Origin of the sequence: Enterobacter cloacae complex sp. P43RS, assembly GCF_014930585.1 — a bacterium.
Taxonomy (GTDB): Bacteria; Pseudomonadota; Gammaproteobacteria; order Enterobacterales; family Enterobacteriaceae; genus Enterobacter; species Enterobacter bugandensis.
The window spans coordinates 184,540-209,396 of the sequence record NZ_JADBRJ010000004.1 but is presented as its reverse complement, the minus strand read 5'-3'; the positions used below and the strand labels follow the sequence as shown (position 1 = coordinate 209,396).

The 24,857-nt window shown below is 56.3% G+C and carries 25 protein-coding genes and 1 tRNA gene; 17 read left to right on the top strand and 9 right to left on the bottom strand.

Features of this window, described 5'->3' with window-relative positions:
* Window positions 1-45 precede the first annotated feature (45 nt).
* Entirely contained in the window at window positions 46-834 is a 789-nt protein-coding gene (gene fhuF / locus IM294_RS10235; protein WP_059357840.1) for a siderophore-iron reductase FhuF, read from the bottom strand.
* A gap of 94 nt (window positions 835-928) precedes the next feature.
* Entirely contained in the window at window positions 929-1,993 is a 1,065-nt protein-coding gene (locus IM294_RS10230) for a GGDEF domain-containing protein (protein WP_126817890.1), read from the bottom strand.
* A 216-nt stretch (window positions 1,994-2,209) separates the two neighbouring features.
* Here IM294_RS10230 and IM294_RS10225 point away from each other — a divergent pair, with 216 nt between their 5' ends.
* On the top strand, window positions 2,210-2,479 hold the full coding sequence (locus tag IM294_RS10225; protein ID WP_032644970.1) for a DUF1435 domain-containing protein: 270 nt from the start codon (window positions 2,210-2,212) through the stop codon (window positions 2,477-2,479).
* A 41-nt stretch (window positions 2,480-2,520) separates the two neighbouring features.
* Here the strand turns inward: IM294_RS10225 and IM294_RS10220 are convergent.
* Both IM294_RS10220 and rsmC read right to left on the bottom strand, forming a co-directional pair.
* Window positions 2,521-2,607 (bottom strand) — tRNA-Leu (locus IM294_RS10220).
* A gap of 174 nt (window positions 2,608-2,781) precedes the next feature.
* Entirely contained in the window at window positions 2,782-3,810 is a 1,029-nt protein-coding gene (gene rsmC / locus IM294_RS10215) for a 16S rRNA (guanine(1207)-N(2))-methyltransferase RsmC (RefSeq protein ID WP_047367286.1), read from the bottom strand.
* Between the two features lie 102 nt (window positions 3,811-3,912).
* On the opposite strand from rsmC, the gene IM294_RS10210 reads away from it, so the two are divergent.
* The 8 genes from IM294_RS10210 to IM294_RS10175 all read left to right on the top strand — a co-directional run bounded on the left by IM294_RS10210 (window position 3,913) and on the right by IM294_RS10175 (window position 10,274).
* On the top strand, window positions 3,913-4,326 hold the full coding sequence (locus tag IM294_RS10210; RefSeq protein ID WP_126817886.1) for a DNA polymerase III subunit psi: 414 nt from the start codon (window positions 3,913-3,915) through the stop codon (window positions 4,324-4,326).
* The gene (gene rimI / locus IM294_RS10205; protein WP_048958872.1) at window positions 4,295-4,738 is read left to right on the top strand and encodes a ribosomal protein S18-alanine N-acetyltransferase; all 444 of its coding nucleotides are present in this window, start codon (window positions 4,295-4,297) and stop codon (window positions 4,736-4,738) included. The genes IM294_RS10210 and rimI overlap by 32 nt, the downstream gene beginning before the upstream one ends.
* Before the next feature lie 19 nt (window positions 4,739-4,757).
* Window positions 4,758-5,435 carry a pyrimidine 5'-nucleotidase gene (gene yjjG, locus IM294_RS10200; protein ID WP_041911295.1) on the top strand — a complete coding sequence of 226 codons (678 nt, stop codon included), beginning with the start codon at window positions 4,758-4,760 and terminating at the stop codon, window positions 5,433-5,435.
* Between the two features lie 91 nt (window positions 5,436-5,526).
* Entirely contained in the window at window positions 5,527-7,116 is a 1,590-nt protein-coding gene (gene prfC / locus IM294_RS10195) for a peptide chain release factor 3 (protein WP_028015433.1), read from the top strand.
* Between the two features lie 299 nt (window positions 7,117-7,415).
* Window positions 7,416-8,033, top strand: coding sequence for a molecular chaperone OsmY (osmY, locus tag IM294_RS10190; RefSeq protein ID WP_028015434.1), 618 nt, complete (start codon window positions 7,416-7,418; stop codon window positions 8,031-8,033).
* A gap of 127 nt (window positions 8,034-8,160) precedes the next feature.
* Entirely contained in the window at window positions 8,161-8,322 is a 162-nt protein-coding gene (locus IM294_RS10185) for a DUF1328 domain-containing protein (protein WP_003856556.1), read from the top strand.
* A gap of 120 nt (window positions 8,323-8,442) precedes the next feature.
* Window positions 8,443-9,495, top strand: coding sequence for a patatin family protein (locus IM294_RS10180; RefSeq protein WP_032644971.1), 1,053 nt, complete (start codon window positions 8,443-8,445; stop codon window positions 9,493-9,495).
* Entirely contained in the window at window positions 9,492-10,274 is a 783-nt protein-coding gene (locus IM294_RS10175; RefSeq protein WP_126817882.1) for a TatD family hydrolase, read from the top strand. The genes IM294_RS10180 and IM294_RS10175 overlap by 4 nt, the downstream gene beginning before the upstream one ends.
* Here the strand turns inward: IM294_RS10175 and IM294_RS10170 are convergent.
* Both IM294_RS10170 and IM294_RS10165 read right to left on the bottom strand, forming a co-directional pair.
* Window positions 10,269-11,129, bottom strand: coding sequence for a YjjW family glycine radical enzyme activase (locus tag IM294_RS10170; RefSeq protein WP_126817880.1), 861 nt, complete (start codon window positions 11,127-11,129; stop codon window positions 10,269-10,271). The genes IM294_RS10175 and IM294_RS10170 overlap by 6 nt on opposite strands.
* Complete coding sequence (locus IM294_RS10165) at window positions 11,104-12,639, bottom strand: YjjI family glycine radical enzyme (protein WP_126817878.1); 1,536 nt, start codon at window positions 12,637-12,639, stop codon at window positions 11,104-11,106. Before IM294_RS10165 ends, IM294_RS10170 begins: the two co-directional genes overlap by 26 nt.
* Window positions 12,640-12,901: 262 nt before the next feature.
* Here IM294_RS10165 and deoC point away from each other — a divergent pair, with 262 nt between their 5' ends.
* The 4 genes from deoC to deoD all read left to right on the top strand — a co-directional run bounded on the left by deoC (window position 12,902) and on the right by deoD (window position 17,229).
* The gene (gene deoC, locus IM294_RS10160) at window positions 12,902-13,681 is read left to right on the top strand and encodes a deoxyribose-phosphate aldolase (RefSeq protein ID WP_032644972.1); all 780 of its coding nucleotides are present in this window, start codon (window positions 12,902-12,904) and stop codon (window positions 13,679-13,681) included.
* A gap of 103 nt (window positions 13,682-13,784) precedes the next feature.
* Window positions 13,785-15,107 carry a thymidine phosphorylase gene (gene deoA / locus IM294_RS10155; RefSeq protein ID WP_126817876.1) on the top strand — a complete coding sequence of 441 codons (1,323 nt, stop codon included), beginning with the start codon at window positions 13,785-13,787 and terminating at the stop codon, window positions 15,105-15,107.
* Window positions 15,108-15,160: 53 nt separating this feature from the next.
* Window positions 15,161-16,384 (top strand): phosphopentomutase, encoded by a 1,224-nt coding sequence (deoB, locus tag IM294_RS10150; RefSeq protein WP_028015441.1) that lies wholly within the window; start codon window positions 15,161-15,163, stop codon window positions 16,382-16,384.
* A 125-nt stretch (window positions 16,385-16,509) separates the two neighbouring features.
* Window positions 16,510-17,229, top strand: coding sequence for a purine-nucleoside phosphorylase (gene deoD, locus IM294_RS10145; RefSeq protein ID WP_003856538.1), 720 nt, complete (start codon window positions 16,510-16,512; stop codon window positions 17,227-17,229).
* An 85-nt stretch (window positions 17,230-17,314) separates the two neighbouring features.
* On the opposite strand, the gene lplA is transcribed toward deoD, so the two are convergent.
* Complete coding sequence (lplA, locus tag IM294_RS10140; protein ID WP_028015442.1) at window positions 17,315-18,331, bottom strand: lipoate--protein ligase LplA; 1,017 nt, start codon at window positions 18,329-18,331, stop codon at window positions 17,315-17,317.
* 39 nt (window positions 18,332-18,370) lie between these two features.
* On the bottom strand, window positions 18,371-19,015 hold the full coding sequence (locus IM294_RS10135; protein WP_028015443.1) for a YtjB family periplasmic protein: 645 nt from the start codon (window positions 19,013-19,015) through the stop codon (window positions 18,371-18,373).
* A gap of 117 nt (window positions 19,016-19,132) precedes the next feature.
* On the opposite strand from IM294_RS10135, the gene serB reads away from it, so the two are divergent.
* Genes serB through nadR form a run of 3 tightly spaced genes read left to right on the top strand, consistent with a single transcriptional unit; the run spans window position 19,133 to window position 22,766 of the window.
* Window positions 19,133-20,101 carry a phosphoserine phosphatase gene (gene serB / locus IM294_RS10130; RefSeq protein ID WP_028015444.1) on the top strand — a complete coding sequence of 323 codons (969 nt, stop codon included), beginning with the start codon at window positions 19,133-19,135 and terminating at the stop codon, window positions 20,099-20,101.
* 11 nt (window positions 20,102-20,112) lie between these two features.
* Window positions 20,113-21,498, top strand: coding sequence for a DNA repair protein RadA (gene radA / locus IM294_RS10125; protein ID WP_003856523.1), 1,386 nt, complete (start codon window positions 20,113-20,115; stop codon window positions 21,496-21,498).
* Between the two features lie 35 nt (window positions 21,499-21,533).
* Entirely contained in the window at window positions 21,534-22,766 is a 1,233-nt protein-coding gene (gene nadR / locus IM294_RS10120) for a multifunctional transcriptional regulator/nicotinamide-nucleotide adenylyltransferase/ribosylnicotinamide kinase NadR (RefSeq protein ID WP_003856522.1), read from the top strand.
* Between the two features lie 40 nt (window positions 22,767-22,806).
* On the opposite strand, the gene IM294_RS10115 is transcribed toward nadR, so the two are convergent.
* Window positions 22,807-23,808 (bottom strand): zinc-binding alcohol dehydrogenase family protein, encoded by a 1,002-nt coding sequence (locus tag IM294_RS10115; RefSeq protein ID WP_126817874.1) that lies wholly within the window; start codon window positions 23,806-23,808, stop codon window positions 22,807-22,809.
* A gap of 108 nt (window positions 23,809-23,916) precedes the next feature.
* On the opposite strand from IM294_RS10115, the gene IM294_RS10110 reads away from it, so the two are divergent.
* The gene (locus IM294_RS10110; protein ID WP_047367295.1) at window positions 23,917-24,816 is read left to right on the top strand and encodes a LysR family transcriptional regulator; all 900 of its coding nucleotides are present in this window, start codon (window positions 23,917-23,919) and stop codon (window positions 24,814-24,816) included.
* Window positions 24,817-24,857: the final 41 nt, after the last annotated feature.

Sequence of the window (24,857 nt, the reverse complement as noted above, 5' to 3'; positions counted from 1 at the left end):
TTTTGTAGGCCCGGTAAGCGAAGCGTCACCGGGCAATTCACTGCACTACTTTAGCGTGCAATCCCCGCACTGCTTAACGTCCGGCAGGCGATAGCGCTGGCAGCAGGTACGGCGTACCAGAAGTCCGTCACGGAGCACAACGGTACGGAATAACGGATTATCGCGACCATCGGAAAGCTGTTTGGCAAAGAAGCAGGACTGGCGCAGGGCCTCCACTTTCTCATCGCCAAGCAGCGGCTTCATTTCTGTTAAATACCAGTGAATTAAATACCCGGTATTACTCCAGATAAGCTTCCCGTTGATCTCGCCCGTTGCTTCAAGTGCCTCAACCACTGGGATCAGGGCCTGGATGACAAGCTGTTCCAGACGTTCCTGAGCAGAGAACTGCTCTGCGCCGCGATCTTCGTGCAGATCAATCCAGAAGCAGGCTGCTCGGCCAGTTTCGTGGAACTCGACGTGAAAATGATCCGGGGAGAGCGCCAGCATGCTCTTTTGGGTTAATACCGCCAGCATGAGCGGGGGAACCATCAGCCCGATATACCACTGTGCCCACAGGGAAAGCAGAGGTTTATTTTCCCGCGTTAGGCTCGGCTGATTGCGATAGATATGGTCGGAATAGGTTGCAAGCAGCGACTGCAGCGTAGAGGGCTGCTGCCACTCAGCGAGCGTCATGGCGTGGTGCGGGGGCGCTTCATCAAGCCTGATAAAGTCCAGCAAGTGGGCGCGCGTCTTAGCAATCTTGTCCCGTATGGCATCCGCAAGCGACGCATTCCCGCTGGTGAGGGGCGCTCGCCAGAGGAGTGGTTCAACGATGTGTGCGGTATGCGTAGCCATAGTTGAGATAGAAATCTAAATGATAATGATTGCCAATCCTAACTATTGCTCATACCAATGGCAAGACTTTTGTCCTGATTAACCGAAGACGTGCTTAAGCGGTTTGTAGCTCTTCACTCAGCAGAATGTTATTGCGACCTAAATGCTTTGCTTCATAGAGGGCTCTGTCCGCTCTCTCCAGAGCGCTTTCCGCGTCCTCGTTTTCGAAAATGGCAATACCGATGCTGATGGTGACATTGGTGGCGACGCTTTCGTTGAACAGATGGGGGATTTTCAAATCATAGACTTTCTGACGGATCCGCTCTGCCGTATGGCGGGCGTGTTCAAGTGAAATATTCGTCAGCAGCACCATGAACTCTTCCCCACCGAAACGCGCCACAATATCGCGCGATCGGACGGCATCACGAATTGCCGCAGAGACGCGCTTCAGCGCCTGGTCACCCATCATATGGCCATAATGGTCGTTATAGGCTTTGAAGTGGTCGATATCCATCAAAAGAACAAAATGTTCGCCGTTTTCTACCGCCGGCAGATTCTCCAGACGGCTCTGCAGGCCGCGACGATTATAGAGCCCGGTTAGCGGGTCCATCATACTGAGATCGGTCAGAGTTTCCCGTTCTTCCAGCAGGCGAGAGAGCAGCTCCTGGGCGAAGCGATCGTTGCGCCGTTGCAAAATGTTATGAATAGCAATAGCCACCACAGGAAGTGCGAAAGAATAGGACATTCTTAGCCATATATCCTGGTCACTTAACCACAGGCAGACAATAAAGGCGGGGAGCGAGTGCAGCGTAAATGCTTTGATATTACTGGCGAAGGCCAGCGTTCCGATAAAAAGCACCGTGAGTAAAGCTATTATCAAATACATCGCCTGGTCATGGGTAATTAGCGAAAATTTCGAATCTATTTGCCAGGCCCACAAAATACCAAAGATTGCTGAAACGGCAGGAATATTTATCTTCCGCGCGCGCTTTTTCCAGTGCCAGACGAACAGGCCAGTACTGATCGCGAAAATAGCAATCAGAGGGGCAGAAAACACGCGTACAGAATAGAGCGGGTTTGTTACCGAGAACACGGCTGACGTTGCGTTCAGAAATAAAAATAAACGTAACGATAATTGATATTTTCTTTGAACCAAAGACCGCCAGGATTGTGATGTCATAGTCGTGCGTTTTTATTAAAACTTAATTAAAACAGATGAATAGGTGTGGTTTCGCACTTAATTATGCAAAAAACTCAAAGCGTAATTATAAGAAAAAGTTTATGTGTAGTTAACAGGTGAGCAATTTATCACCTTAGGAAATTTCTGTCATTCTACATAAGGAGAAAGGGCGATTTTTTTTGCTTCACCGCGCTGACAAATGATAATCTTTATCATATGATATTGTTTATCATTATCGTTATGAAAGGGCGATGTATGTTGAACAGGGCGCTGGGAAGTGCATGGGGAGTATTGCTGCCGGGCGTAATCCTTGGCGGTTTGATGTTTGCCGATCTCTCCATCGAAAGCTGGAAGGCCATCATTGTGTCAGGGCTACTGATGACGTCAGGCATGATCTGGCATAAGCACCTACGCCATTATGTGTTACTGCCATCATGCGTCGCATTAGTCAGCGCAATTCTGGTGATAATGATGAGTTTGAAATAACAGGGAAAATAAGAGGTATTACAGAAGGGAGATAAGATAATTGGTGCGAGGGGGGGGACTCGAACCCCCACATCCGTAAGGACACTAACACCTGAAGCTAGCGCGTCTACCAATTCCGCCACCTTCGCATACCATCGATACTGTAAAAGTATCGTAACCACGGAGGCGCATTCTAGATGTTTTCAGCTTTACGTCAACAGAAAAGTGCGCACCTTTTATTGATTGCTGCAAAAATGGACGGAATTGCGACGCCTGCTTGCCGGATGGCGCTGGCGCTTATCCGGCCTGCATTGTATGGCGAATTATTTCTTTGCCTGACGCGTCATCACGGTGCGGTAGACCTTAAAGCGGCCCGTCTGGGCGATCACTTCGTGGAAGCCGAAGGTTTCGTCCAGCACTTTCGGGTACGCCAGGAAGGCGTTCGCCACGATGCGCAGCTCGCCGCCGCTGTTGAGGTGGCGAGTCGCGCCACGGATCAGGGTTTGCGCAGCTTCGAGGCTGGTTTCCATCCCGTCGTGGAACGGCGGGTTAGAGATGATCATGTCAAAGCGGCCGGTGACGTCAGAGAAGACGTTGCTGGCAATCACGTCGCCTTCAATGCCGTTGGCCGCAAGCGTTGCGCGGCTGGCTTCTACCGCCGGGGCGCTCACGTCACACAGGGTTAAACGCACTTTTGGTGAATGGCTGGCAAGCACCGTTGAAAGCACGCCCGCGCCGCAGCCCACGTCCAGCACTTTGCCTTTGGTGTGCGGCGTCAGGGTAGAGAGCAGCAGCTTGCTGCCCGTATCCAGCGCGTCACGGCTGAAGACACCCGGCAGGGTTTTGATGGTCAGGCCGTCAAGCTGGTACTCGTCCCAGTATGCCTGCGCATCAAAGGTTGTCTGTTTTTCCAGACGGCCATGATACAGACCGCAGCGACGTGCGCTGTCAACTTTGGTCAGCGGCGCGTAGGCTTCCAGCATCTGCTCGGCGCTACGGACACCGCTGCGGTTTTCACCGACCACGAAAATATCGCAGCCAACCGGCAGCAGGGAGAGCAGGTTCATCAGCTGGAACTGGGCTTCCGGCTTGTTCTTCGGCCAGTAGTAGATCAGCGTATCGCAGTCGGCAATATCGCTCTGCTCCGCCACCAGGCTGAAGCGTGCGCGCTCGCCCATCTGGCGGCTCAGTACCTGCCAGTGGTGGTAGTATTGGGTGTGGGCACGGCTTTCAGCACAGTCGAAACGCGCGGGCAGGTCATCCTGCATATCTCCGGCAAACAGAATACGGCTTTCTTCGAAATCATCACTGTGACGCAGCAAGACTTCACTTGCCGGGGTAAATGCAGACATGAATTGTTCCTCAATAAACTCAGGCGGGGATTATAGTAGGTAGATGGCGCACTTTCGACACATTTGCTATATTTGCGCGCCTGAGAGACAGGAGTTATCCCTATGACATCCCGACGAGACTGGCAGTTGCAGCAGCTGGGCATCACCCAGTGGGCTTTGCGTCGCCCGACGGCGTTGCAGGGCGAAATCGCCATCTCCATCCCCGCGCACGTTCGGCTGGTGATGGTGGCGGAAGAACTGACTGCCCTGAATGAGCCCCTGATCGGTGATGTCCTTCGCAGCCTGAAGCTGACGCCCGACCAGGTCTTACAGCTGACGCCGGAACGGGTTGCCATGCTTCCTCCTGATAGCCGCTGTAACAGCTGGCGCATCGGAGAGACAAACGACATCTCTCTTCAGGGGAGCCAAATCAGCTCACCAGCGCTGGACGAGCTGAAAGCCAATCCAAAGGCGCGCAGCGCGCTATGGCAACAAATCTGCGAATATGAACACGATTTCTTCCCTCACGACGCCTGACCTAGCCGCAGCGTTCGCGATTGAAACACGCGCCCACGCTTTTCCGTGGAGCGAAAAAACGTTTGCCAGCAATCAGGGCGAGCGCTATCTGAACTACCGTCTGGACGTTGACGGCACTCTGGCCGCGTTTGCCATCACGCAGGTGGTTCTTGACGAGGCGACGCTGTTTAACATCGCCGTCGACCCGGCGTTTCAGCGCCGTGGGCTGGGCAGAGAACTGCTTGAGCATCTCATTCGTGAGCTCGAAACCCGCGACGTTTTCACCCTGTGGCTGGAGGTGCGCGCGTCGAATGTCGCCGCCATCGCGCTCTATGAAAGCTTAGGCTTTAACGAGGCGACAGTCCGACGTAACTACTACCCCACCGCAGAGGGACGTGAAGACGCCATTATCATGGCTCTGCCAATTGGATAACGAATATAAGGTTGTAACGATGAAATGGGACTGGATTTTCTTTGATGCCGACGAAACGCTGTTTACGTTTGACTCGTTCGGCGGCCTACAGCGGATGTTTCTCGACTATAGCGTGACCTTCACCGCCGAAGATTTTCAGGACTATCAGGCGGTGAACAAGCCGCTGTGGGTGGATTACCAGAACGGTGCCATCACCGCGTTACAGCTACAGCACCAGCGATTTGACGTCTGGGCGGAGCGCTTAAAGGTCAGTCCGGGGACGCTGAACGAGGCTTTCCTTAACGCCATGGCCGATATCTGTGCGCCCCTGCCGGGCGCGGTTTCCCTGCTGAATGCGTTGAAAGGCAAGGTGAAACTGGGGATCATCACTAACGGCTTCACCGCGCTGCAGCAGATCCGCCTGGAGCGCACCGGCCTGCGCGATCATTTCGATGCGCTGGTGATCTCCGAAGAGGTTGGGGTGCCGAAACCGGATCCGCGAATTTTCGATTATGCGCTGGCGCAGGCCGGTAATCCCGACCGCGATCGCGTGCTGATGGTGGGTGATACCGCAGAGTCTGATATTCTTGGCGGTATGAAGTCAGGTTTGTCGACCGTCTGGCTGAATGCGCATGGCCGCGTGAAGCCTGAAGGCATCGAGCCAACCTGGACCGTCACGTCATTGACCGAACTGGAGCAACTCCTGTGTAAACAATGATTGCCTGCCCCCCGTTGATGGGTAAAATAGCCGCAATTTTGTATTCCATGATGCGTGGCGTGCTGCCGCGCTTATAAAAGAAGATTTAATTATGACGTTGTCTCCTTATCTGCAAGAGGTGGCCAAGCGCCGTACTTTTGCCATTATCTCGCACCCGGATGCCGGTAAAACGACCATCACCGAGAAGGTGTTGCTGTTCGGACAGGCGATCCAGACTGCGGGTACCGTTAAAGGCCGTGGCTCCAGCCAGCATGCAAAATCTGACTGGATGGAGATGGAAAAGCAGCGTGGTATTTCGATTACCACCTCCGTGATGCAGTTCCCGTATCACGACTGCCTGGTGAACCTGCTGGACACCCCGGGGCACGAAGACTTCTCCGAAGATACCTACCGTACCCTGACGGCGGTGGACTGCTGTCTGATGGTGATCGACGCCGCGAAGGGTGTAGAAGATCGTACCCGCAAGCTGATGGAAGTTACCCGTCTGCGCGATACGCCGATCCTCACCTTTATGAACAAACTCGACCGTGACATCCGTGACCCGATGGAGCTGATGGATGAAGTGGAAAACGAGCTGAAGATCGCCTGTGCGCCAATCACCTGGCCAATTGGCTGCGGTAAGCTGTTCAAAGGGGTTTATCACCTCTATAAAGACGAAACTTACCTGTATCAGACCGGTAAAGGCCACACCATTCAGGAAGTGCGCATTGTGAAAGGTCTGGACAACCCGGATCTCGATGCCGCCGTTGGCGAAGAGCTGGCCGCGCAGCTGCGCGACGAGCTGGAGCTGGTGAAGGGCGCGTCTCACGAGTTCGACAAAGAACTGTTCCTGAGCGGCGAAATTACCCCGGTCTTCTTCGGTACCGCGCTGGGTAACTTCGGCGTTGACCACATGCTGGATGGTCTGGTGGAGTGGGCACCTCAGCCGATGCCGCGTAAAACCGACACCCGCGAAGTGGAAGCGAAGGAAGAGAAGTTCACCGGCTTCGTCTTTAAAATTCAGGCCAACATGGACCCGAAACACCGCGACCGCGTGGCCTTCATGCGCGTGGTGTCCGGTAAGTATGAGAAGGGCATGAAGCTGCGCCAGGTGCGCATCGGTAAAGATGTCGTGATTTCCGACGCGCTGACCTTTATGGCGGGCGACCGTTCGCACGTTGAAGAGGCGTATCCGGGCGACATCATCGGTCTGCACAACCACGGTACGATCCAGATCGGCGATACCTTCACCCAGGGCGAGATGATGAAGTTCACGGGTATTCCGAACTTCGCACCGGAGCTGTTCCGTCGCATTCGTCTGCGCGATCCGCTGAAGCAGAAACAGCTGCTGAAAGGCCTTGTTCAGCTCTCTGAAGAGGGCGCCGTGCAGGTGTTCCGTCCAATCGCCAACAACGATCTGATTGTCGGCGCGGTCGGCGTGCTGCAGTTCGACGTGGTGGTTGCGCGCCTGAAGAGCGAGTACAACGTGGAAGCGATTTACGAATCGGTTAACGTGGCGACCGCGCGCTGGGTTGAGTGTTCTGACGTGAAGAAATTCGAAGAATTTAAGCGTAAGAACGAAATTCAGCTGGCGCTTGATGGCGGCGACAACCTGACCTATATCGCGCCAACGATGGTCAACCTGAACCTGACGCAGGAACGTTATCCAGACGTTCAGTTCCGCAAAACGCGCGAACACTAATCCCCTCCCGGAGCACGGCAATCGCCGTGCTCTTCTTTTATTCCTGTCTTATTAGTCCCTTGCGGAATGTTCTTAATTCACCGCAAATTCACGCTATTCGCGCGTTTTTTACGCAATTCTGAAAGCGGCATTGTGAGAGTGATCTATATTTAACTCAGTGTTTAGCACCGGGCATGGATGAATTAACTGTTCAATGCATGTCGATTGGTTCTCCATTTCACCCGTGTGTTTATTCGCGATATATAAAACTACTAAGGAAGTATTTAGCCCGAATAACGGGTAAACACAGGAATACATCGATGAATATGACAAGACTGAAGATTTCTAAAACTCTGCTGGCTGTAACACTGGGTAGCGTTCTGGTTAGCGGTTCCGCCCTGGCGGAAAGCAGCACCATGGATAAAGCACAGTCCACGGCCGACACCGCAGGGCAAAAAATCGATAGCTCTATGAATAAAGTCGGTAATTTCATGGACGACAGCTCTATCACAGCAAAAGTGAAAGCCGCACTGGTGGATGATGAAGCCATCAAGAGCACCGATATTTCCGTTAAGACCGACAAAAAGGTCGTTACCCTGAGTGGCTTTGTTGAAAGCCAGGCCCAGGCCGAACAGGCTGTGAAGGTGGCGAAGGGTGTCGAAGGTGTCGCATCCGTGAGCGATAAACTGCACGTTCGCGACGGTAAAAACGCCTCGGTGAAAGGTTATGCCGGTGATGCCGCTACTACCAGCGAAATCAAAGCTAAACTGTTAGCAGATGACATCGTGCCGTCTCGTAAGGTGAAAGTGGAAACCACCGATGGCGTGGTTCAGCTTTCCGGTACGGTTGATTCACAGGCGCAAAGTGAACGCGCCGAGTCAATTGCGAAAGCCATTGATGGTGTTAAAAGCGTTAAAAACGATCTGAAAACGAAGTAATTCTGGACCATTCGCCCGTAAGGTTTAACCCTGCGGGCGAAATAAGAACGACTCTGGAAAAACGCCGGTGAGTGACCTGAGCGCTCACGTTTAGCGGCCGACATTAACTATGGTAAAGGAGAAGCTTATGTTTCGTTGGGGCATTATATTTCTGGTTATCGCGTTAATTGCCGCCGCATTGGGCTTTGGTGGTCTGGCAGGTACAGCGGCATGGGCAGCTAAAATTGTCTTCGTCGTCGGTATTATTCTGTTCCTGGTCAGCCTGTTTACGGGTCGTAGACGTCCGTAGCAAACGCAATATTCCTTCAACAAAATAAAGCCAGTCACTGCGACTGGCTTTTTCTTATTTGCGTTACAGGTCGGGTGCGTTACTGTGGAGTGATAAAATAATCAAAACAGGAAAGCAGAGGTGGGGCAACGAATTCCCGTTACGCTCGGCAATATTGCGCCGCTGACGTTAAAACCGTTTAGTGCGGGTCAACTCGCACTGGTCTGCGAGGGGGGAGGACAGCGCGGCATTTTCACCGCCGGCGTGCTGGATGAATTTATGCGCGCGCAGTTCAACCCGTTTGACCTCTACTTCGGCACGTCCGCCGGGGCACAGAATCTCTCTGCGTATGTCTGTAACCAGCCCGGCTACGCGCGAAAAGTGATCATGCGCTTCACCACGGCGAAAGAATTTTTTAACCCGGTGCGCTTCGTGCGCGGCGGCAACCTGATCGATCTCGACTGGCTGCTGGAGTCGACCTCCAGCCAGATGCCGCTGGCCATGGATACCGCTGCCCGCCTGTTTGATAGCGGCAAAGAATTCTGGATGTGCGCCAGCCGGGGGGATGACTATTCGCCGGGCTATTTCTCACCGCAGAAGGAGAACTGGCTCGACATCATCCGCGCCTCCAGCGCCATTCCCGGTTTTTATCGTACCGGCGCGCTGCTGGATGGCATCAGCTATCTGGACGGCGGCATCAGTGACGCGGTGCCGGTGCAGGAAGCCGCGCGACGCGGGGCGAAAACTATCGTGGTGATCCGTACCGTTCCGTCGCAAATGTATTACACCCCCCAGTGGTTTAAGCGGATGGAGCGCTGGCTGGGCGACAGCAGCCTGCAGCCGCTGGTGAACATCGCGAAGCAGCATGAAACCACCTACGGCGCGATGCAGCGCTTTATTGAAAAACCCCCGGGCAAGCTGCGCATCTTTGAAATTTATCCGCCTAAGCCGCTGCTGAGTATGGCGTTGGGCAGCCGGTTGCCTGCGTTGCGTATGGATTACAAAACGGGGCGGCTGTGCGGGCGTTACTTCCTGGCGACCGTCGGGAAAATGCTGGCCGAGCAACCGCCTCTGCATCGCCATAAACGCATTATTACGCCACCTGCAATTGTCGCCAATGACGCCCTGACCATGCCGCTGGTGGACATTCCGCAGGCGAATGACGCTTTATTAGATAACGAGGATCTGGCGTGACGCTCCGCTTTGTTGATACCCACTGCCACTTTGATTTCCCGCCGTTTACGGGGAATGAAACGCAAAGCATTGCGAAAGCTGCCGAAGCCGGCGTGCAGGCCATCATTGTGCCGTCGGTTGAAGCCGCCTATTTTACCCGCGTGCTGGAGCTTTCCGCGCGATACTCCGCGCTTTATGCCGCGCTCGGCCTGCATCCGATTGTGATTGAGCGCCATCGTGATGAGCATCTTGAAGAGCTGGATCGGGTGCTGCAACGTGCAGGAGAGAAACTTGTCGCCATCGGCGAGATCGGCCTCGATCTCTATCGCGAAGATCCGCAGTTTGAACGCCAGCAGACGATCCTCGACGCGCAGCTTCGGCTGGCAAAACGTCACGATCTGCCGGTGATCCTCCACTCCCGACGCACTCATGACAAACTGGCGATGCACCTGAAGCGCATCGACCTGCCGCGACGAGGCGTAGTGCATGGTTTTTCCGGCAGCCTGCAGCAGGCGCAGCGTTTTATTGAACTGGGCTATAAAATTGGCGTCGGTGGCACCATCACCTATCCGCGCGCCAGTAAAACCCGTGACGTAATGGCGCAGCTGCCTCTCTCTGCGCTGTTACTGGAAACGGATGCCCCCGATATGCCGCTGAATGGTTTTCAGGGGCAGCCGAATCGTCCGGAACAGGCGGCGCGGGTGTTTGACGTGCTGTGCGAACTGCGTCAGGAACCTGAAGAGGTCATTGCCAGCGCGCTGCTCGAAAATACCCGTGCGGTTTTTGGTATCACGCTATAGATAAAGCGCCGGACGAATCACCGTTATCTTCTGTTTTTCCAGCGCCCGCGCCAGCGGTTCAATATCCTCCTGCGTGGCGCTACGCCATGACGCCGCCTCGCCGTAAACTCCGTGTGCATGAAACGCGTTAATACGCACCGGAACATTCCCCAGCTCGAAGATGAACGCGATCAACGGTTTGATATGTTCCAGATAATCACACTGTTCCGGGATGACCAGCAAGCGGAGCTCCGTCAAACGGTGACGGTCTGCCAGCCAGCGAATACTCTCCTTAATCTGCGGGTTTTCGCGTCCGGTCAGGAAGCGGTGATGTTCATTCCCCCACGCTTTGAGATCCAGCATTGCGCCATCCAGCACCGGCAGCAGTTTTTGCCAGCCGGTTTCGCTTAGCAGACCGTTGCTGTCTACCAGGCAGGTTAAATGATGTAGCTCAGGATCGGTTTTGATCGCGATAAACAGGGCGATCAAAAACGGCAGTTGGGTTGTGGCTTCGCCGCCGCTCACGGTGATCCCTTCGATAAAGGGCGCGGATTTACGGACCTGAACGAGGATCTCGTCGACGCTCAGGCGGTGCGCCATGGGCGTGGCCTGCTGCTGGCACAGGCGCAGGCAGGTGTCGCACTGCTGGCAGTGACTCTCCTGCCACCAGACGCGTCCGGCCTGAATGGTCAGCGCGTCGTGCGGGCAGTGGGGCACGCAGTCCCCGCAGTCGTTGCAGCGCCCGATGGTCCACGGATTGTGGCAGGTTTTGCAGCGCAGGTTACAGCCCTGCAGGAACAGCGCCAGGCGGCTGCCCGGCCCGTCCACGCAGGAGAAGGGGATGACCTGACTAACTAAAGCGCATCTGCTGTTCATGGCTTATCACGCGCGGCTGACGTTCCAGAATACGGGTATTGCGTGCGGCCTCTTCCCCCAGCCACGTGGTGTTCGTTCTTGAACCCGCTTCCCGGTATTTCTCCAGATCCGACAAGCGAACCATATAGCCGGTCACGCGTACCAGATCGTTACCGGCCACATTCGCGGTGAACTCACGCATACCGGCCCTGAACGCCCCCAGGCAAAGCTGAACCACCGCCTGCGGATTGCGTTTTACCGTCTCATCCAGCGTTAAAATATCGCTGATCCCGGAATGATAGTGTTTATGGTGCGGCGCTACGGCCAGCAGATGACTGACAGGATCCGGCTCGTCACCGTACGGCAGACGCGCCCCCGGCGTGGTGCCCGAATCGGAGCTGATGCCTGACTGGGCGTGCAGCATCGCGCGATGCTTCCAGCCGTGCTTCACCGGCGTATTTTCAACAAACGCCGCAAGCTGTTCGCTGATGCGATAACCCAGCGCGTTGGCCTGCTCGTCTTTCCCGTAACGCCCCGCCATGCCTGCTTTCTCACACAGTACGTTCACCGCTTCGGCAAGACCGTACATGCCAAACATCGGCACAAACCGATCGGCATCAATCAGCCCCTCTTTCACCAGGAAGCTATTCTCAAAGAAGCCGGATTGCCCGTACAGAAAATCGCAGCGCGCATCGATGATGGCGATTTGCTGCTGGCAGTAGTGCGGAAGCGTGCGGGTGAAGAAGTCGTCAATGGATGTGCTGTGTTCGGCGATTGTCTTGAGGTTAAGGCGCACCAGGGTGCTGCCACCGCCCGCCAGCGGCAGAGAGTTGTAACAGCTCACCACGCCAAAACGGCCTTTTGTGAAAATTTTATCATTCACCGGGCCGTTTGAAATATGCGGTTTGCTGCATTCACAAATGTTTTTTGCCACCTCAAGCAGTAAATCGTCTGGGGTGATCTCAGGATCGTAGATAAAGGTCAGATTGGGCGCAACCTGCTTCAGTTCAGCATCTGCACGCAGAATGGCACGGGTGACAGGGCCGTCGGCGGGCCCGATGTTGGCGTGCATAAACGCATCGGGCAGCGTTCTGTCGAGATAGCGCCAGAAACGTTTTATTCGGCTATCGATTTCTTCTTGTGTTAGAATTCTAACATACGGGTTCAGTAGCGCATCAAGCTGCCCCAGATAGACCGGCATTGATGTCACTGAAGGAACATGGTGGTAGAGAATAGTTAAGAGAGAGAGGGCGTCATCAAGATCTTTCGCGCCTTCCAGCTCCAGCCATTCCGAACCGTTAGCCAGGAATTTTTCATAATCCGGCAGCACGTAGCGCGGTTTGTAGGGCGCATGGCCTTCGTACATGTCGCAGATAAACCCCTCGTCCAGCGCGGCGCGGGCGGCCGGAGATAGCGTCGGGTAGGGCAGATAATTTTCCGCTTCCAGCGCCAGAAAATGACGTTTTTGCTCCGGGGTTAACACCGGGCTTGTCACAATGTGCTGGCAACGTTGTTGCAGGGCGTCGGGCATGTTCACTTCCTTGAATGTTCTGCGGATGATGAACGGATTGTAGGAAGCCAGCCTGCCGGCGCTTTTGATCCAACAAGGGGTATCGCTGCTTTAGTCAGCAATTTGCACGCTAAAGTTTGAAGAAGATCTCATTACAGTAATGCAAATTTGTACGCAGTTTTCATTAACTGTGATGAATGTCGAAGTGTGGATGCGGGTGAATGTTAGAATACTCACAGACCCGCAAGGTAAAATTTATACGGCACTGCCGTTGGAGAATGTTATGACCGATTTAACTGCAAGCAGCCTGCGCGCGTTGAAGCTGATGGACCTGACCACCCTGAACGATGACGACACCAATGAAAAAGTCATCGCCCTGTGCCATCAGGCAAAAACGCCAGTGGGTAACACCGCCGCCGTCTGTATCTACCCGCGCTTTATCCCGATTGCCCGCAAAACTCTGAAAGAGCAGGGCACGCCGGACGTGCGCATTGCAACCGTGACTAACTTCCCGCACGGCAATGACGACATTGAGATTGCGCTGGCGGAAACCCGCGCGGCAATTGCCTACGGCGCAGACGAAGTTGACGTGGTGTTCCCGTACCGCGCGCTGATTGCCGGCAACGAGCAGGTCGGTTTTGACCTGGTGAAAGCCTGTAAAGACGCGTGTGCGGCGGCAAACGTGCTGCTCAAAGTGATCATCGAAACCGGCGAGCTGAAAGAAGAGGCGCTGATTCGTAAGGCGTCAGAAATCTCCATCAAAGCCGGTGCGGATTTCATCAAAACCTCTACCGGTAAAGTGCCGGTCAATGCGACCCCGGAAAGCGCGCGCATCATGATGGAAGTTATCCGCGATATGGGCGTATCCAAAACCGTGGGCTTCAAGCCTGCGGGCGGCGTACGTACCGCGGAAGACGCGCAGCAGTTCCTGGCGATTGCCGACGAACTGTTTGGCGCTGAGTGGGCTGACTCCCGCCACTACCGCTTCGGCGCGTCCAGCCTGCTGGCCAGCCTGCTGAAGGCGCTGGGTCACGGCGACGGTAAGAGCGCAAGCAGCTACTGATTGCCAGACAATGCCGGATGGCGCTTCGCTTATCCGGCCTACAGGATCGCAGGGCGGGTAAGCGTACCCGCCGCCATTCACCCGATTCCGCATGGGGGTTACCGTGTTTCTCGCACAAGAAATTATTCGTAAAAAACGTGATGGTCTTGCTTTAAGCGACGAAGAAATTCGCTTCTTCATCAACGGCATTCGTGACAACACCGTCTCAGAAGGGCAGATTGCGGCTCTGGCGATGACCATTTTCTTCCACGATATGTCGATGCCTGAGCGCGTGTCGCTGACCATGGCGATGCGAGATTCAGGAACCCTTCTGGACTGGAAAAGCCTCAACCTTAACGGCCCGATTGTGGACAAACACTCCACCGGCGGCGTGGGCGATGTGACTTCGCTGATGCTCGGCCCTATGGTGGCAGCCTGCGGCGGTTACGTTCCCATGATCTCCGGGCGCGGCCTGGGCCACACCGGCGGTACGCTCGACAAACTGGAAGCCATTCCGGGCTTCGATATCTTCCCGGATGACAATCGCTTCCGCGATATTATTAAAGACGTTGGCGTGGCGATTATCGGCCAGACCAGCTCTCTTGCTCCGGCAGACAAGCGTTTTTACGCGACGCGTGATATTACCGCCACCGTAGACTCCATCCCGCTGATCACCGCCTCTATCCTCGCCAAAAAACTGGCGGAAGGGCTGGACGCGCTGGTGATGGACGTGAAGGTGGGCAGCGGCGCGTTTATGCCGACCTATGAACTCTCTGCTCAGCTTGCCGAAGCGATCGTTGGCGTCTCCAACGGCGCGGGCGTGCGCACCACCGCGCTGCTGACCGACATGAACCAGGTGCTGGCCTCCAGCGCCGGTAACGCGGTTGAAGTCCGCGAAGCCGTGCAGTTCCTCACAGGTGAATACCGTAACCCGCGCCTGTTCGATGTCACCATGGCGCTGTGCGTGGAGATGCTGATTTCCGGCAAGCTGGCCAAAGACGACGCGGACGCCCGCGCGAAACTGCAGGCGGTGCTGGACAACGGCAAAGCGGCGGAGATCTTTGGCCGCATGGTGGCGGCGCAGAAAGGCCCGACCGATTTCGTCGAAAACTACGCGAAATACCTGCCAACCGCGATGCTCAGCAAAGCTGTTTATGCGGATGGCGAAGGTTTTGTCTCCGCCATGGACACCCGCGCGCTTGGCATGGCTGTTGTATCTATGGGCGGCGGTCGTCGTCAGGCATCGGACACCATTGATTACAGCGTCGGCTTTACCGACATGGCCCGTTTGGGCGATAGCGTCGACGGCCAACGTCCGCTGGCGGTGATCCACGCGAAAGACGAAGCCAGCTGGCAGGACGCGGCGAAAGCGGTGAAAGCGGCAATATCTCTTGACGATAAAGCACCGGAAACCACACCGACGGTCTATCGTCGTATCACTGAATAGCGGTATACTGATCTGATCGCATTTTTATGAAGCACTAAGTACGGAGAACAATTATGAAACGTGCATTTATTATGGTGCTGGACTCATTCGGCATCGGCGCAACCGAAGATGCAGAACGTTTTGGTGACGTGGGTTCCGATACCATGGGTCACATCGCGGAAGCCTGTGCAAAAGGCGAAGCGGACAATGGTCGTAAAGGCCCTCTGACTCTACCTAACCTGACCCGCCTCGGGCTGGTAAAAGCACATGAAGGCTCTACCGGTAAAATCGCAGCCGGTATGGACGGCAACGCGGAAGTGGTGGGCGCCTACGCCTGGGCGCACGAGCTCTCTTCCGGGAAAGATACCCCTTCCGGTCACTGGGAAATCGCCGGTGTGCCGGTGCTGTTTGACTGGGGCTACTTCTCCGATCACGAGAACAGCTTCCCGCAGGAGCTGCTCGATAAGCTGGTGAAGCGTGCCAACCTGCCGGGCTACCTCGGTAACTGCCACTCTTCCGGCACCGTGATTCTGGATCAGCTCGGCGAAGAGCACATGAAAACCGGCAAGCCGATTTTCTACACCTCTGCTGACTCCGTGTTCCAGATTGCCTGCCACGAAGAGACGTTTGGCCTGGATAAACTCTACGAGCTGTGCGAAATCGCCCGTGAAGAGCTGACCGAAGGCGGCTACAACATTGGCCGCGTAATCGCACGTCCGTTTATCGGCGACAAAGCGGGTAACTTCCAGCGTACCGGTAACCGTCACGACCTGGCCGTTGAGCCACCGGCGCCAACCGTGCTGCAGAAGCTGGTCGACGAGAAGGGCGGTCACGTGGTGTCCGTGGGCAAAATAGCGGATATCTACGCCAACTGCGGTATCACCAAAAAAGTGAAAGCGACCGGTCTGGATGCGCTGTTCGATGCCACTATCAAAGAGATGAAAGAAGCAGGCGATAAGACCATTGTCTTCACCAACTTCGTGGACTTCGACTCCTCCTGGGGCCACCGTCGCGATGTAGCCGGTTATGCTGCGGGCCTGGAGCTGTTTGACCGCCGTCTGCCGGAGCTGATGGAGCTGGTGGGGGAAGATGACATTCTGATCCTGACCGCAGACCACGGCTGTGACCCAACCTGGACCGGTACCGACCACACCCGTGAGCACATTCCGGTACTGGTGTACGGCCCGAAAGTGAAGCCGGGCTCGCTGGGTCACCGTGAAACCTTCGCGGACATCGGCCAGACCATTGCGAAATACTTTGGTACGTCTGACATGGAATATGGCAAGGCCATGTTCTAAACGGATTGGGTGCGGCCTGATGCCCTCACCCCGGCCCTCTCCCACAGGGAGAGGGAGAACAGAATGTAGGCCGGGTAAAGCGTAGCCGCCACCCGGCAAAAACAACAATGTAAAAGGAACTGAAGATGGCAACTCCTCACATTAATGCAGAAATGGGTGATTTCGCTGACGTCGTATTGATGCCGGGCGACCCGCTGCGCGCGAAGCACATTGCAGAAACCTTCCTCGAAGACGTGCGTGAAGTGAACAACGTTCGCGGCATGCTGGGCTTCACCGGTACCTATAAAGGCCGCAAAATCTCCGTTATGGGCCACGGCATGGGTATCCCGTCCTGCTCCATCTACACCAAAGAGCTGATCACCGATTTCGGCGTGAAGAAAATCATCCGCGTAGGCTCCTGCGGTGCGGTGCGTATGGACGTTAAGCTGCGTGACGTGGTGATCGGCATGGGCGCGTGTACCGACTCGAAAGTTAACCGCATCCGCTTTAAGGATCATGACTTTGCGGCAATCGCTGATTTTGACATGGTGCGTAACGCGGTTGACGCGGCAAAAGCGCTGGGCGTTGACGCACGCGTGGGCAACCTGTTCTCTGCCGATCTGTTCTACTCGCCAGAAGGCGACATGTTCGATGTGATGGAAAAATACGGCATCCTGGGCGTGGAAATGGAAGCGGCGGGTATCTACGGCGTGGCGGCTGAGTTTGGTGCGAAAGCGCTGACCATCTGCACCGTGTCTGACCACATCCGTACCCACGAGCAGACCACCGCTGCCGAGCGTCAGACCACCTTCAACGACATGATCAAAATCGCGCTGGAATCCGTTCTGCTGGGCGATAAAGAGTAAGAGCTGTTGTGCCGGGTGGCGGCTTCGCCTGACCCGGCCTACGGTTTTCCAGGCCCGCTAAGCGCAGCGCCAGCGGGCTTTTTTACTAGCGTACTGCCTGCGCAATCCATGCCGATAAGTCCCGCAACTCTTGTTCCTGTTCCGGGAAATCCCCCATTAACGCGTCGCACTCCTGCTGCAGCATATCCGCCCGATACAAACAGCCCTGCAAGCGGGCCGCCAGCGCTTCCAGCGGTGCCGGGTTGAGGCTGTCCGTGAACACCTGCGTGCGGGTAATGTGGCCTTTCTCCACGTCAAAGTGCAGCTCCACGCCGCCCCAGGTAAAACGTTCGTCCAGCAGGTGTGAAAACGCCGGGGCCTGGCCGAAGTTCCATTCCCAGCTGCTCTGGCGTGCAAAGGTTTCGGCGAAGTTGGGCAGATCCGGGGTCTTATCCGGCGAAATCACTTCCGCATCCACGCGCTCGCCGTAATGTTCAAAGAACGCTTCACGGATCGCGTCGCAAATCTGCTCGTGCGTAATCCCCGGCAGCAGCTCCACCAGATTCGCCACGCGTCCGCGCACGGAGGTAATGCCCTTAGCCTGGAGCTTTTTCTTATCAGGATTAAGGTAGTTCGCCAGACGGCTCAGGTCGGCGTTCAGCAGCAGGGTGCCGTGGTGGAACCCGCGATCCATTGTTTCGCGGTAGGCGGAGCCGGAGATCTTGCGGTCGCCCTCGGGCGTTTTGACAACGAGATCGTTCCGCCCCGAGGCTTCAGCCGTCACGCCGAGCGCATTGAGCGCGTTGAGCACAATAGACGTAGAGATAGTTTTGTCGTATTCCGGTTTTCCCGCCATAAAGGTAAAGCAGGTATTGCCCAGATCGTGAAACACCGCGCCGCCGCCGCTGCTCCTGCGTGCGAGACGGACGTTGTCCTCTTCCATACGCCGGGTGTTGCACTCTTTCCACGGGTTTTGCGCGCGGCCGATGACCACCGTATCGGCGTTACGCCAGAGAAACAGGACGCGCTGGGTGGCGGGCATCTGGCGGAAGATGCACTCTTCAACCGCGAGATTAAACCAGGGATCGTGAGAGTCAGAGATAAGCAGGCGTAACGTCGTCATGGCAGAGTTCCTTTTCCATATCTTTCGCCTACTTTATCACTATTCCTTCTTCTCGCTCTCTTCGTCTTCGGGAACCGACCTGCTGGCGGTCAGCAGGAACGGCGACTGCTGCCAGCGGGTACGCTTGCCCTGAAGCAACGTGCGCGCCAGCACGACGCCAATCGCCAGCGAGAGTAACAGCATCAGGCGCAGAATATTGGTGGTGTTATCCACCTGCTTAGCTTCTGTTGGCAGGGTGTGGGTATCCAGCGTCAGGCGCAGATACCCCAGCGGGCCATTTTTACCCTGAACGGGTTCGACAATCTGCTGGTTGAAATAGCCTCCGGCTTTTTTGCCGTCCAGCGCCAGCCTGTCGCGCACGTCGACGTGCTCACCGGCGCGGGCAATCAGGTCGCCTTTTTCATCGTACACGCCCGCATCCAGAATGCGGCTGTTTTCCGTGAGCTGACGCAAGACCTGGCCTATCCGCTTATCGTCCGGCGTTTCATTGCGCATCAGGGGCGCAACGTTGAGCGTCACCTGACGCGCCAGGGTACGGGCCAGCTCTTCAAACTGCGGGTTGCGCTGCCGCTGATGATTCTGGCTAAACCACGATGCCCCTTGCATCAATGCGACTAACAGTGCGAGACAGATCAGGACAATCACGGCGCGATGAAGCCGGAATTTCAGTTTTGCGCGAGCCATATTCCACCTGCTGAAAATTTAGGGCTTAATGTTGCCAGAAGTGATGGTTACAGGGTAGCCTCATGCGTTATTTTCCCTCTGGAACCTTCCGGCGCGAACAAAATTACAGGAGCTTTAATGCCGAACATTACCTGGTGTGACCTGCCAACGGATGTCTCTTTATGGCCAGGATTGCCGCTCTCGTTAAGTGGCGATGAGGTGATGCCTCTGGATTACCACGCTGGCCGTAGCGGCTGGCTGCTGTACGGACGCGGCCTGGATAAGCAACGCCTGACCCAGTATCAAACCAAACTGGGCGCGGCGATGGTCATTGTTGCCGCCTGGTGCGTGGAAGATTACCAGGTCATTCGCCTCGCGGGTTCCCTGACGCAGCGCGCCACGCGTCTGGCGCATGACGCCGGGCTGGACGTTGCGCCTCTCGGCAAAATTCCGCACCTGAAAACGCCGGGTCTGCTGGTGATGGACATGGACTCCACCGCTATTCAGATCGAATGTATTGACGAGATTGCTAAACTGGCAGGCAGCGGCGAGCTGGTGGCGGAAGTCACCGAGCGTGCGATGCGCGGCGAGCTGGACTTCACCGCCAGCCTGCGCCAGCGCGTGGCGACCCTGAAAGGGGCCGATGCTAACATCCTGCGCCAGGTGCGCGATGTGCTGCCGCTGATGCCGGGGCTGACGCAGCTGGTGCTGAAGCTCCAGTCCCTCGGCTGGAAAGTGGCGATCGCCTCCGGTGGCTTTACCTTCTTTGCGGATTATCTACGTGAGAAACTGCATCTGACCACGGTGGTCGCTAACGAGCTGGAAATCATGGACGGCAAGCTGACCGGCCAGGTGATCGGCGATATCGTGGATGCCCAGTACAAAGCCAATACCCTGACGCGCCTGGCGGAAAAGTATGAGATTCCGGTCGAGCAGACCGTCGGCATTGGCGACGGCGCGAACGATCTGCCAATGATCAAAGTGGCTGGCCTTGGCATTGCCTACCATGCCAAACCAAAAGTGAATGAAAAGACGGAAGTCACTATCCGTCACGCTGACCTGATGGGGGTGTTCTGCATTCTCTCCGGCAGCCTTAATCAGAAATAACGAGGTAAACCGTGGCGAAAGCTCCAAAACGCGCATTTGTCTGTAATGAATGTGGTGCGGATTATCCGCGCTGGCAGGGGCAATGCAGCGCCTGTCATGCCTGGAACACCATCACCGAAGTGCGTGGTGTGGCGGCTTCGCCGAGCGTGGCCCGCAATGAGCGCCTGAGCGGCTATGCGGGCAATGCAGGCGTGTCGAAGGTGCAAAAGCTTTCTGATATCAGCCTGGAAGCGCTGCCGCGCTTTTCCACCGGCTTCAAAGAGTTTGACCGCGTGCTCGGCGGCGGCGTGGTGCCGGGCAGCGCGATTCTGATCGGCGGTAACCCGGGGGCGGGGAAATCGACCCTGCTGCTGCAAACGCTCTGCAAGCTCGCCGAACAGATGAAAACCCTGTACGTGACGGGTGAAGAATCCCTCCAGCAGGTGGCGATGCGCGCTCACCGTCTCGGCCTGCCGACCGGTAACCTGAACATGCTGTCGGAAACCAGCATCGAGCAGATCTGCATGATCGCCGAAGAAGAGCAGCCGAAGCTGATGGTGATCGACTCCATCCAGGTAATGCACATGGCGGACATTCAGTCCTCGCCGGGCAGCGTGGCGCAGGTGCGTGAGACCGCCGCTTACCTGACGCGCTTTGCCAAAACGCGCGGCGTGGCGATTGTGATGGTCGGCCATGTGACCAAAGATGGCTCTCTGGCGGGTCCGAAGGTGCTCGAACACTGTATCGACTGCTCGGTGATGCTCGACGGCGACGCGGATTCCCGCTTCCGCACCCTGCGCAGCCACAAGAACCGCTTCGGCGCGGTGAACGAACTGGGTGTGTTTGCCATGACCGAGCAGGGGCTGCGCGAGGTCAGCAACCCGTCGGCCATCTTCCTGAGCCGCGGCGATGAGATCACCTCCGGCAGTTCGGTAATGGTGCTGTGGGAAGGGACGCGCCCGCTGTTGGTTGAAATTCAGGCGCTGGTGGATCACTCGATGATGGGTAACCCGCGGCGCGTGGCGGTCGGTCTGGAGCAGAACCGCCTGGCGATCCTGCTGGCGGTGCTGCACCGTCACGGCGGCCTGCAGATGGCGGATCAGGATGTGTTCGTCAACGTGGTTGGCGGGGTGAAAGTCACTGAGACCAGCGCAGACCTGGCGTTGCTGCTGGCGATGGTCTCCAGCCTGCGCGACAGACCGCTGCCGCAGGATCTGGTCGTCTTCGGTGAAGTGGGTCTGGCCGGGGAAATCCGTCCGGTGCCCAGCGGCCAGGAGCGTATCTCCGAGGCGGCAAAACACGGCTTCCGTCGGGCGATCGTTCCCGCCGCCAACGTGCCGAAAAAAATCCCGGAAGGGATGCAGGTCTTTGGCGTTAAGAAACTCGCAGATGCGTTAAATGTCTTTGACGACTTATAATTACGTATTCGATTTTGCAGGAGGCACCGTAATTTATGTCATCATTTGACTACATCAAGACCGCGATCCGCCAGAAGGGCTGCACGCTGCAGCAGGTGGCGGACGCCAGCGGCATGACCAAAGGCTACCTGAGCCAGTTGCTGAACGCCAAAATCAAAAGCCCCAGCGCGCAGAAGCTTGAAGCGCTGCACCGCTTTCTGGGGCTGGAGTTCCCGCGAATGCAAAAGAACATCGGCGTGGTGTTCGGCAAGTTTTATCCGCTGCATACCGGGCATATCTATCTGATCCAGCGCGCCTGTAGCCAGGTGGACGAGCTGCACATCATCATGGGCTACGACGAAACGCGCGATCGCCAGCTCTTTGAAGACAGCGCCATGTCGCAGCAGCCCACCGTACCGGACCGCCTGCGCTGGCTGCTTCAGACCTTTAAGTACCAGAAAAACATTCGCATTCATGCCTTTAATGAAGAGGGCATGGAGCCGTATCCGCACGGCTGGGACGTGTGGAGCAACGGCATCAAAGCGTTTATGGAAGAGAAGGGCATTGCGCCTAACTGGATCTACACCTCTGAAGAGTCCGACGCGCCGCAGTTCCGCGAGCATCTGGGCATCGAGACGGTGCTGATCGACCCGAAACGCACCTTTATGAACATCAGCGGGGCGCAGATCCGCGAAAACCCGTTCCGCTACTGGGATTATATTCCGACCGAAGTGAAGCCGTTCTTCGTGCGTACGGTGGCTATTCTGGGCGGCGAGTCGAGCGGTAAATCAACGCTGGTCAACAAGCTGGCGAACATCTTCAACACCACCAGCGCGTGGGAGTATGGACGCGATTACGTCTTCTCTCACCTCGGCGGCGACGAGATGGCGTTGCAGTATTCCGACTACGATAAAATCGCGCTCGGGCACGCCCAGTACATTGATTTCGCGGTGAAATACGCTAACAAAGTGGCGTTTATTGATACCGATTTCGTCACCACGCAGGCGTTCTGTAAAAAATACGAGGGGCGCGAGCACCCGTTCGTGCAGGCGCTGATTGACGAATACCGCTTTGACCTGGTGATCCTGCTGGAAAACAACACCCCGTGGGTGGCCGACGGCATGCGCAGCCTGGGCAGCTCGGTGGACAGGCGCGAGTTCCAGACCATGCTGGTGGAGATGCTTAACGAGAACAACGTTGAGTTTGTGCATGTGGAAGAGTCGGATTATGACACCCGCTTCCTGCGCTGCGTCGAGCTGGTGAAGGAGATGATGGGGGAGCAGGGGTAATAACTTCCCCCTCGCCCTTTTGGGGTGAGGGGGGAATACCTCAGAACTCAACCACCACCTTCCCGCGCATATGCCCCTCCAGCACCTTACGGTGCGCTTCGGTAATGCTTTCCACGCTCAGCCCGTGCAGCGTTTCGCTGAGCGAGCTTTCCACCACGCCGTTATCCACCAGCTTCGCCACCTCATTTAAGATCTCACCCTGACGCGCCATATCAGCCGTCTGGTACATGCTGCGGGTGTACATAAACTCCCAGTGCAGGGCGGCGGATTTGGACTTCAGCTTGTCCTGGTTCAGTGGATGTTCATTCTCAACGATGGAACAAATATGCCCCTGCGGCGCAATCAGTTCGCTGACCGCATCCCAATGACCGTCGGTGTCGTTGAGGATGAAAATATAATCCACGAAGGTAAGCCCCTGCTTCGCCAGCTCGCCTTTTAGATCGCGGTAGTTGACCACTATGTCAGCACCGCGATCGCGGCACCACCGGGCGGAATCTTCTCGTGAAGCGGTTGCGATAATCTTCACCTTGCTGTTGTGCTTCGCAAACGGGATCGCCAGCGATCCCACGCCGCCCGCGCCGCCGATGATCAGCAGGGTTTTGTCCGCTTCGGCATCCTGAATGTTCAGCCGTTCAAACAGACCTTCCCACGCGGTGAGCGCAGTTAAAGGTAGCGCAGCGGCTGCCGCCCAGCCGAGGCTGGCAGGCTTGTGGCCGACAATGCGCGCATCTATCAGCTGATGAGTGGTATTGCTGCCCGGGCGGGTGATGTCGCCCGCGTACCACACCTCATCACCTGGTTTGAAGCCGGTGACGCCAGCTCCAGCGGCTTTGACGACCCCGCTGGCATCCCACCCCAGAATTCGCGGCTCGTTCAGCCCATTTTTGGCGATGCCTGCATGCACTTTGGTATCAACCGGGTTAATCGATACGGCTTTCACCTCTACCAGCAGATCGTGTTCGCCAGGCGTCGGCATTGGCGGTGTAATTTCAATGAAGGTGGACGGATTTTCTGGGTTAACGGCAATGGCTTTCACTGACATGGTGTGCTCCTCAATGGAATGCGTTTTGTTGAGGCTAGTCTATTAAGTGGCCAGTCGCATGATAAGATGGACAATCATGAACTCAGCGTTCGTACAGGGTGAACAATCATGTTTAAACAGCTGCAGGATATGGCGTTGTTTGCGCTGGTGGCGGAGATGGGCAGTTTCACCGCGGCGGCGCAGAAAGCCGAACTGCCGAAATCCAGCGTCAGCCAGCGGATCAGCCAGCTGGAGCAGCAGGTGGGGATCCGTCTGCTTAACCGCACCACACGCAGGATCAGCCTGACGTTCGCGGGCGAGCACTATCTGGTGCACTGTCGGGAGATGCTGGCGGCCAGCGAGCGGGCGGAGTATGCCATTCAGCGCCTGCGTGAAAACCCCAGCGGCCGGCTGCGTATTACCTGCCCGGCGGGGATTGGCGCGACCCTGCTGGCGCATATGAATGCCGAGTTTCAGCTTCGCTATCCTGACGTGTCGCTCGATGTATCGATCTCTGACGACGTGGTGGACCTGGTCGAGTCCGGTTTTGACGTGGCGCTGCGCACCGGCAAGCCGCAGGACTCCTCTCTGATAGGCAGAATGATCGGGCACTGCCCGCGCTACATGCTGGCCTCGCCGGATTATCTGGCACGCCGGGAGCCGTTAATCCATCCCCGACAGCTGGTGGAGCACCGCTGTATTACGCACCGGGCGTGGTCGGAGTGGCTGCTGCGAAGCGAGGGTGAGGATTACCGCTACCTGCCGGACAACGGCCACATGACCGATAATCTGGTGTACGCCCGCGAATGCGCGATTGCCGGGGCGGGGATCACGCTGCTACCCGCATTTCTGCTGGAAGATAAGATCGAAAAGGGGGCGTTGGTTCAGGTGCTGCCGGAATGGCGCGTTGAAGGTAACGATCTCTGGCTGGCCTATCCGAGCCGGAAGCTGAATTCGCCCGCGCTGATGAGCTATATCGAGTTTGCGATGCAGTTTGATGAGGTGAAGCGGTATTACGTGGGTGGGTGATGTTGTGCGGCCTGATGCCCTCACCCTGAATAAAAAACGGC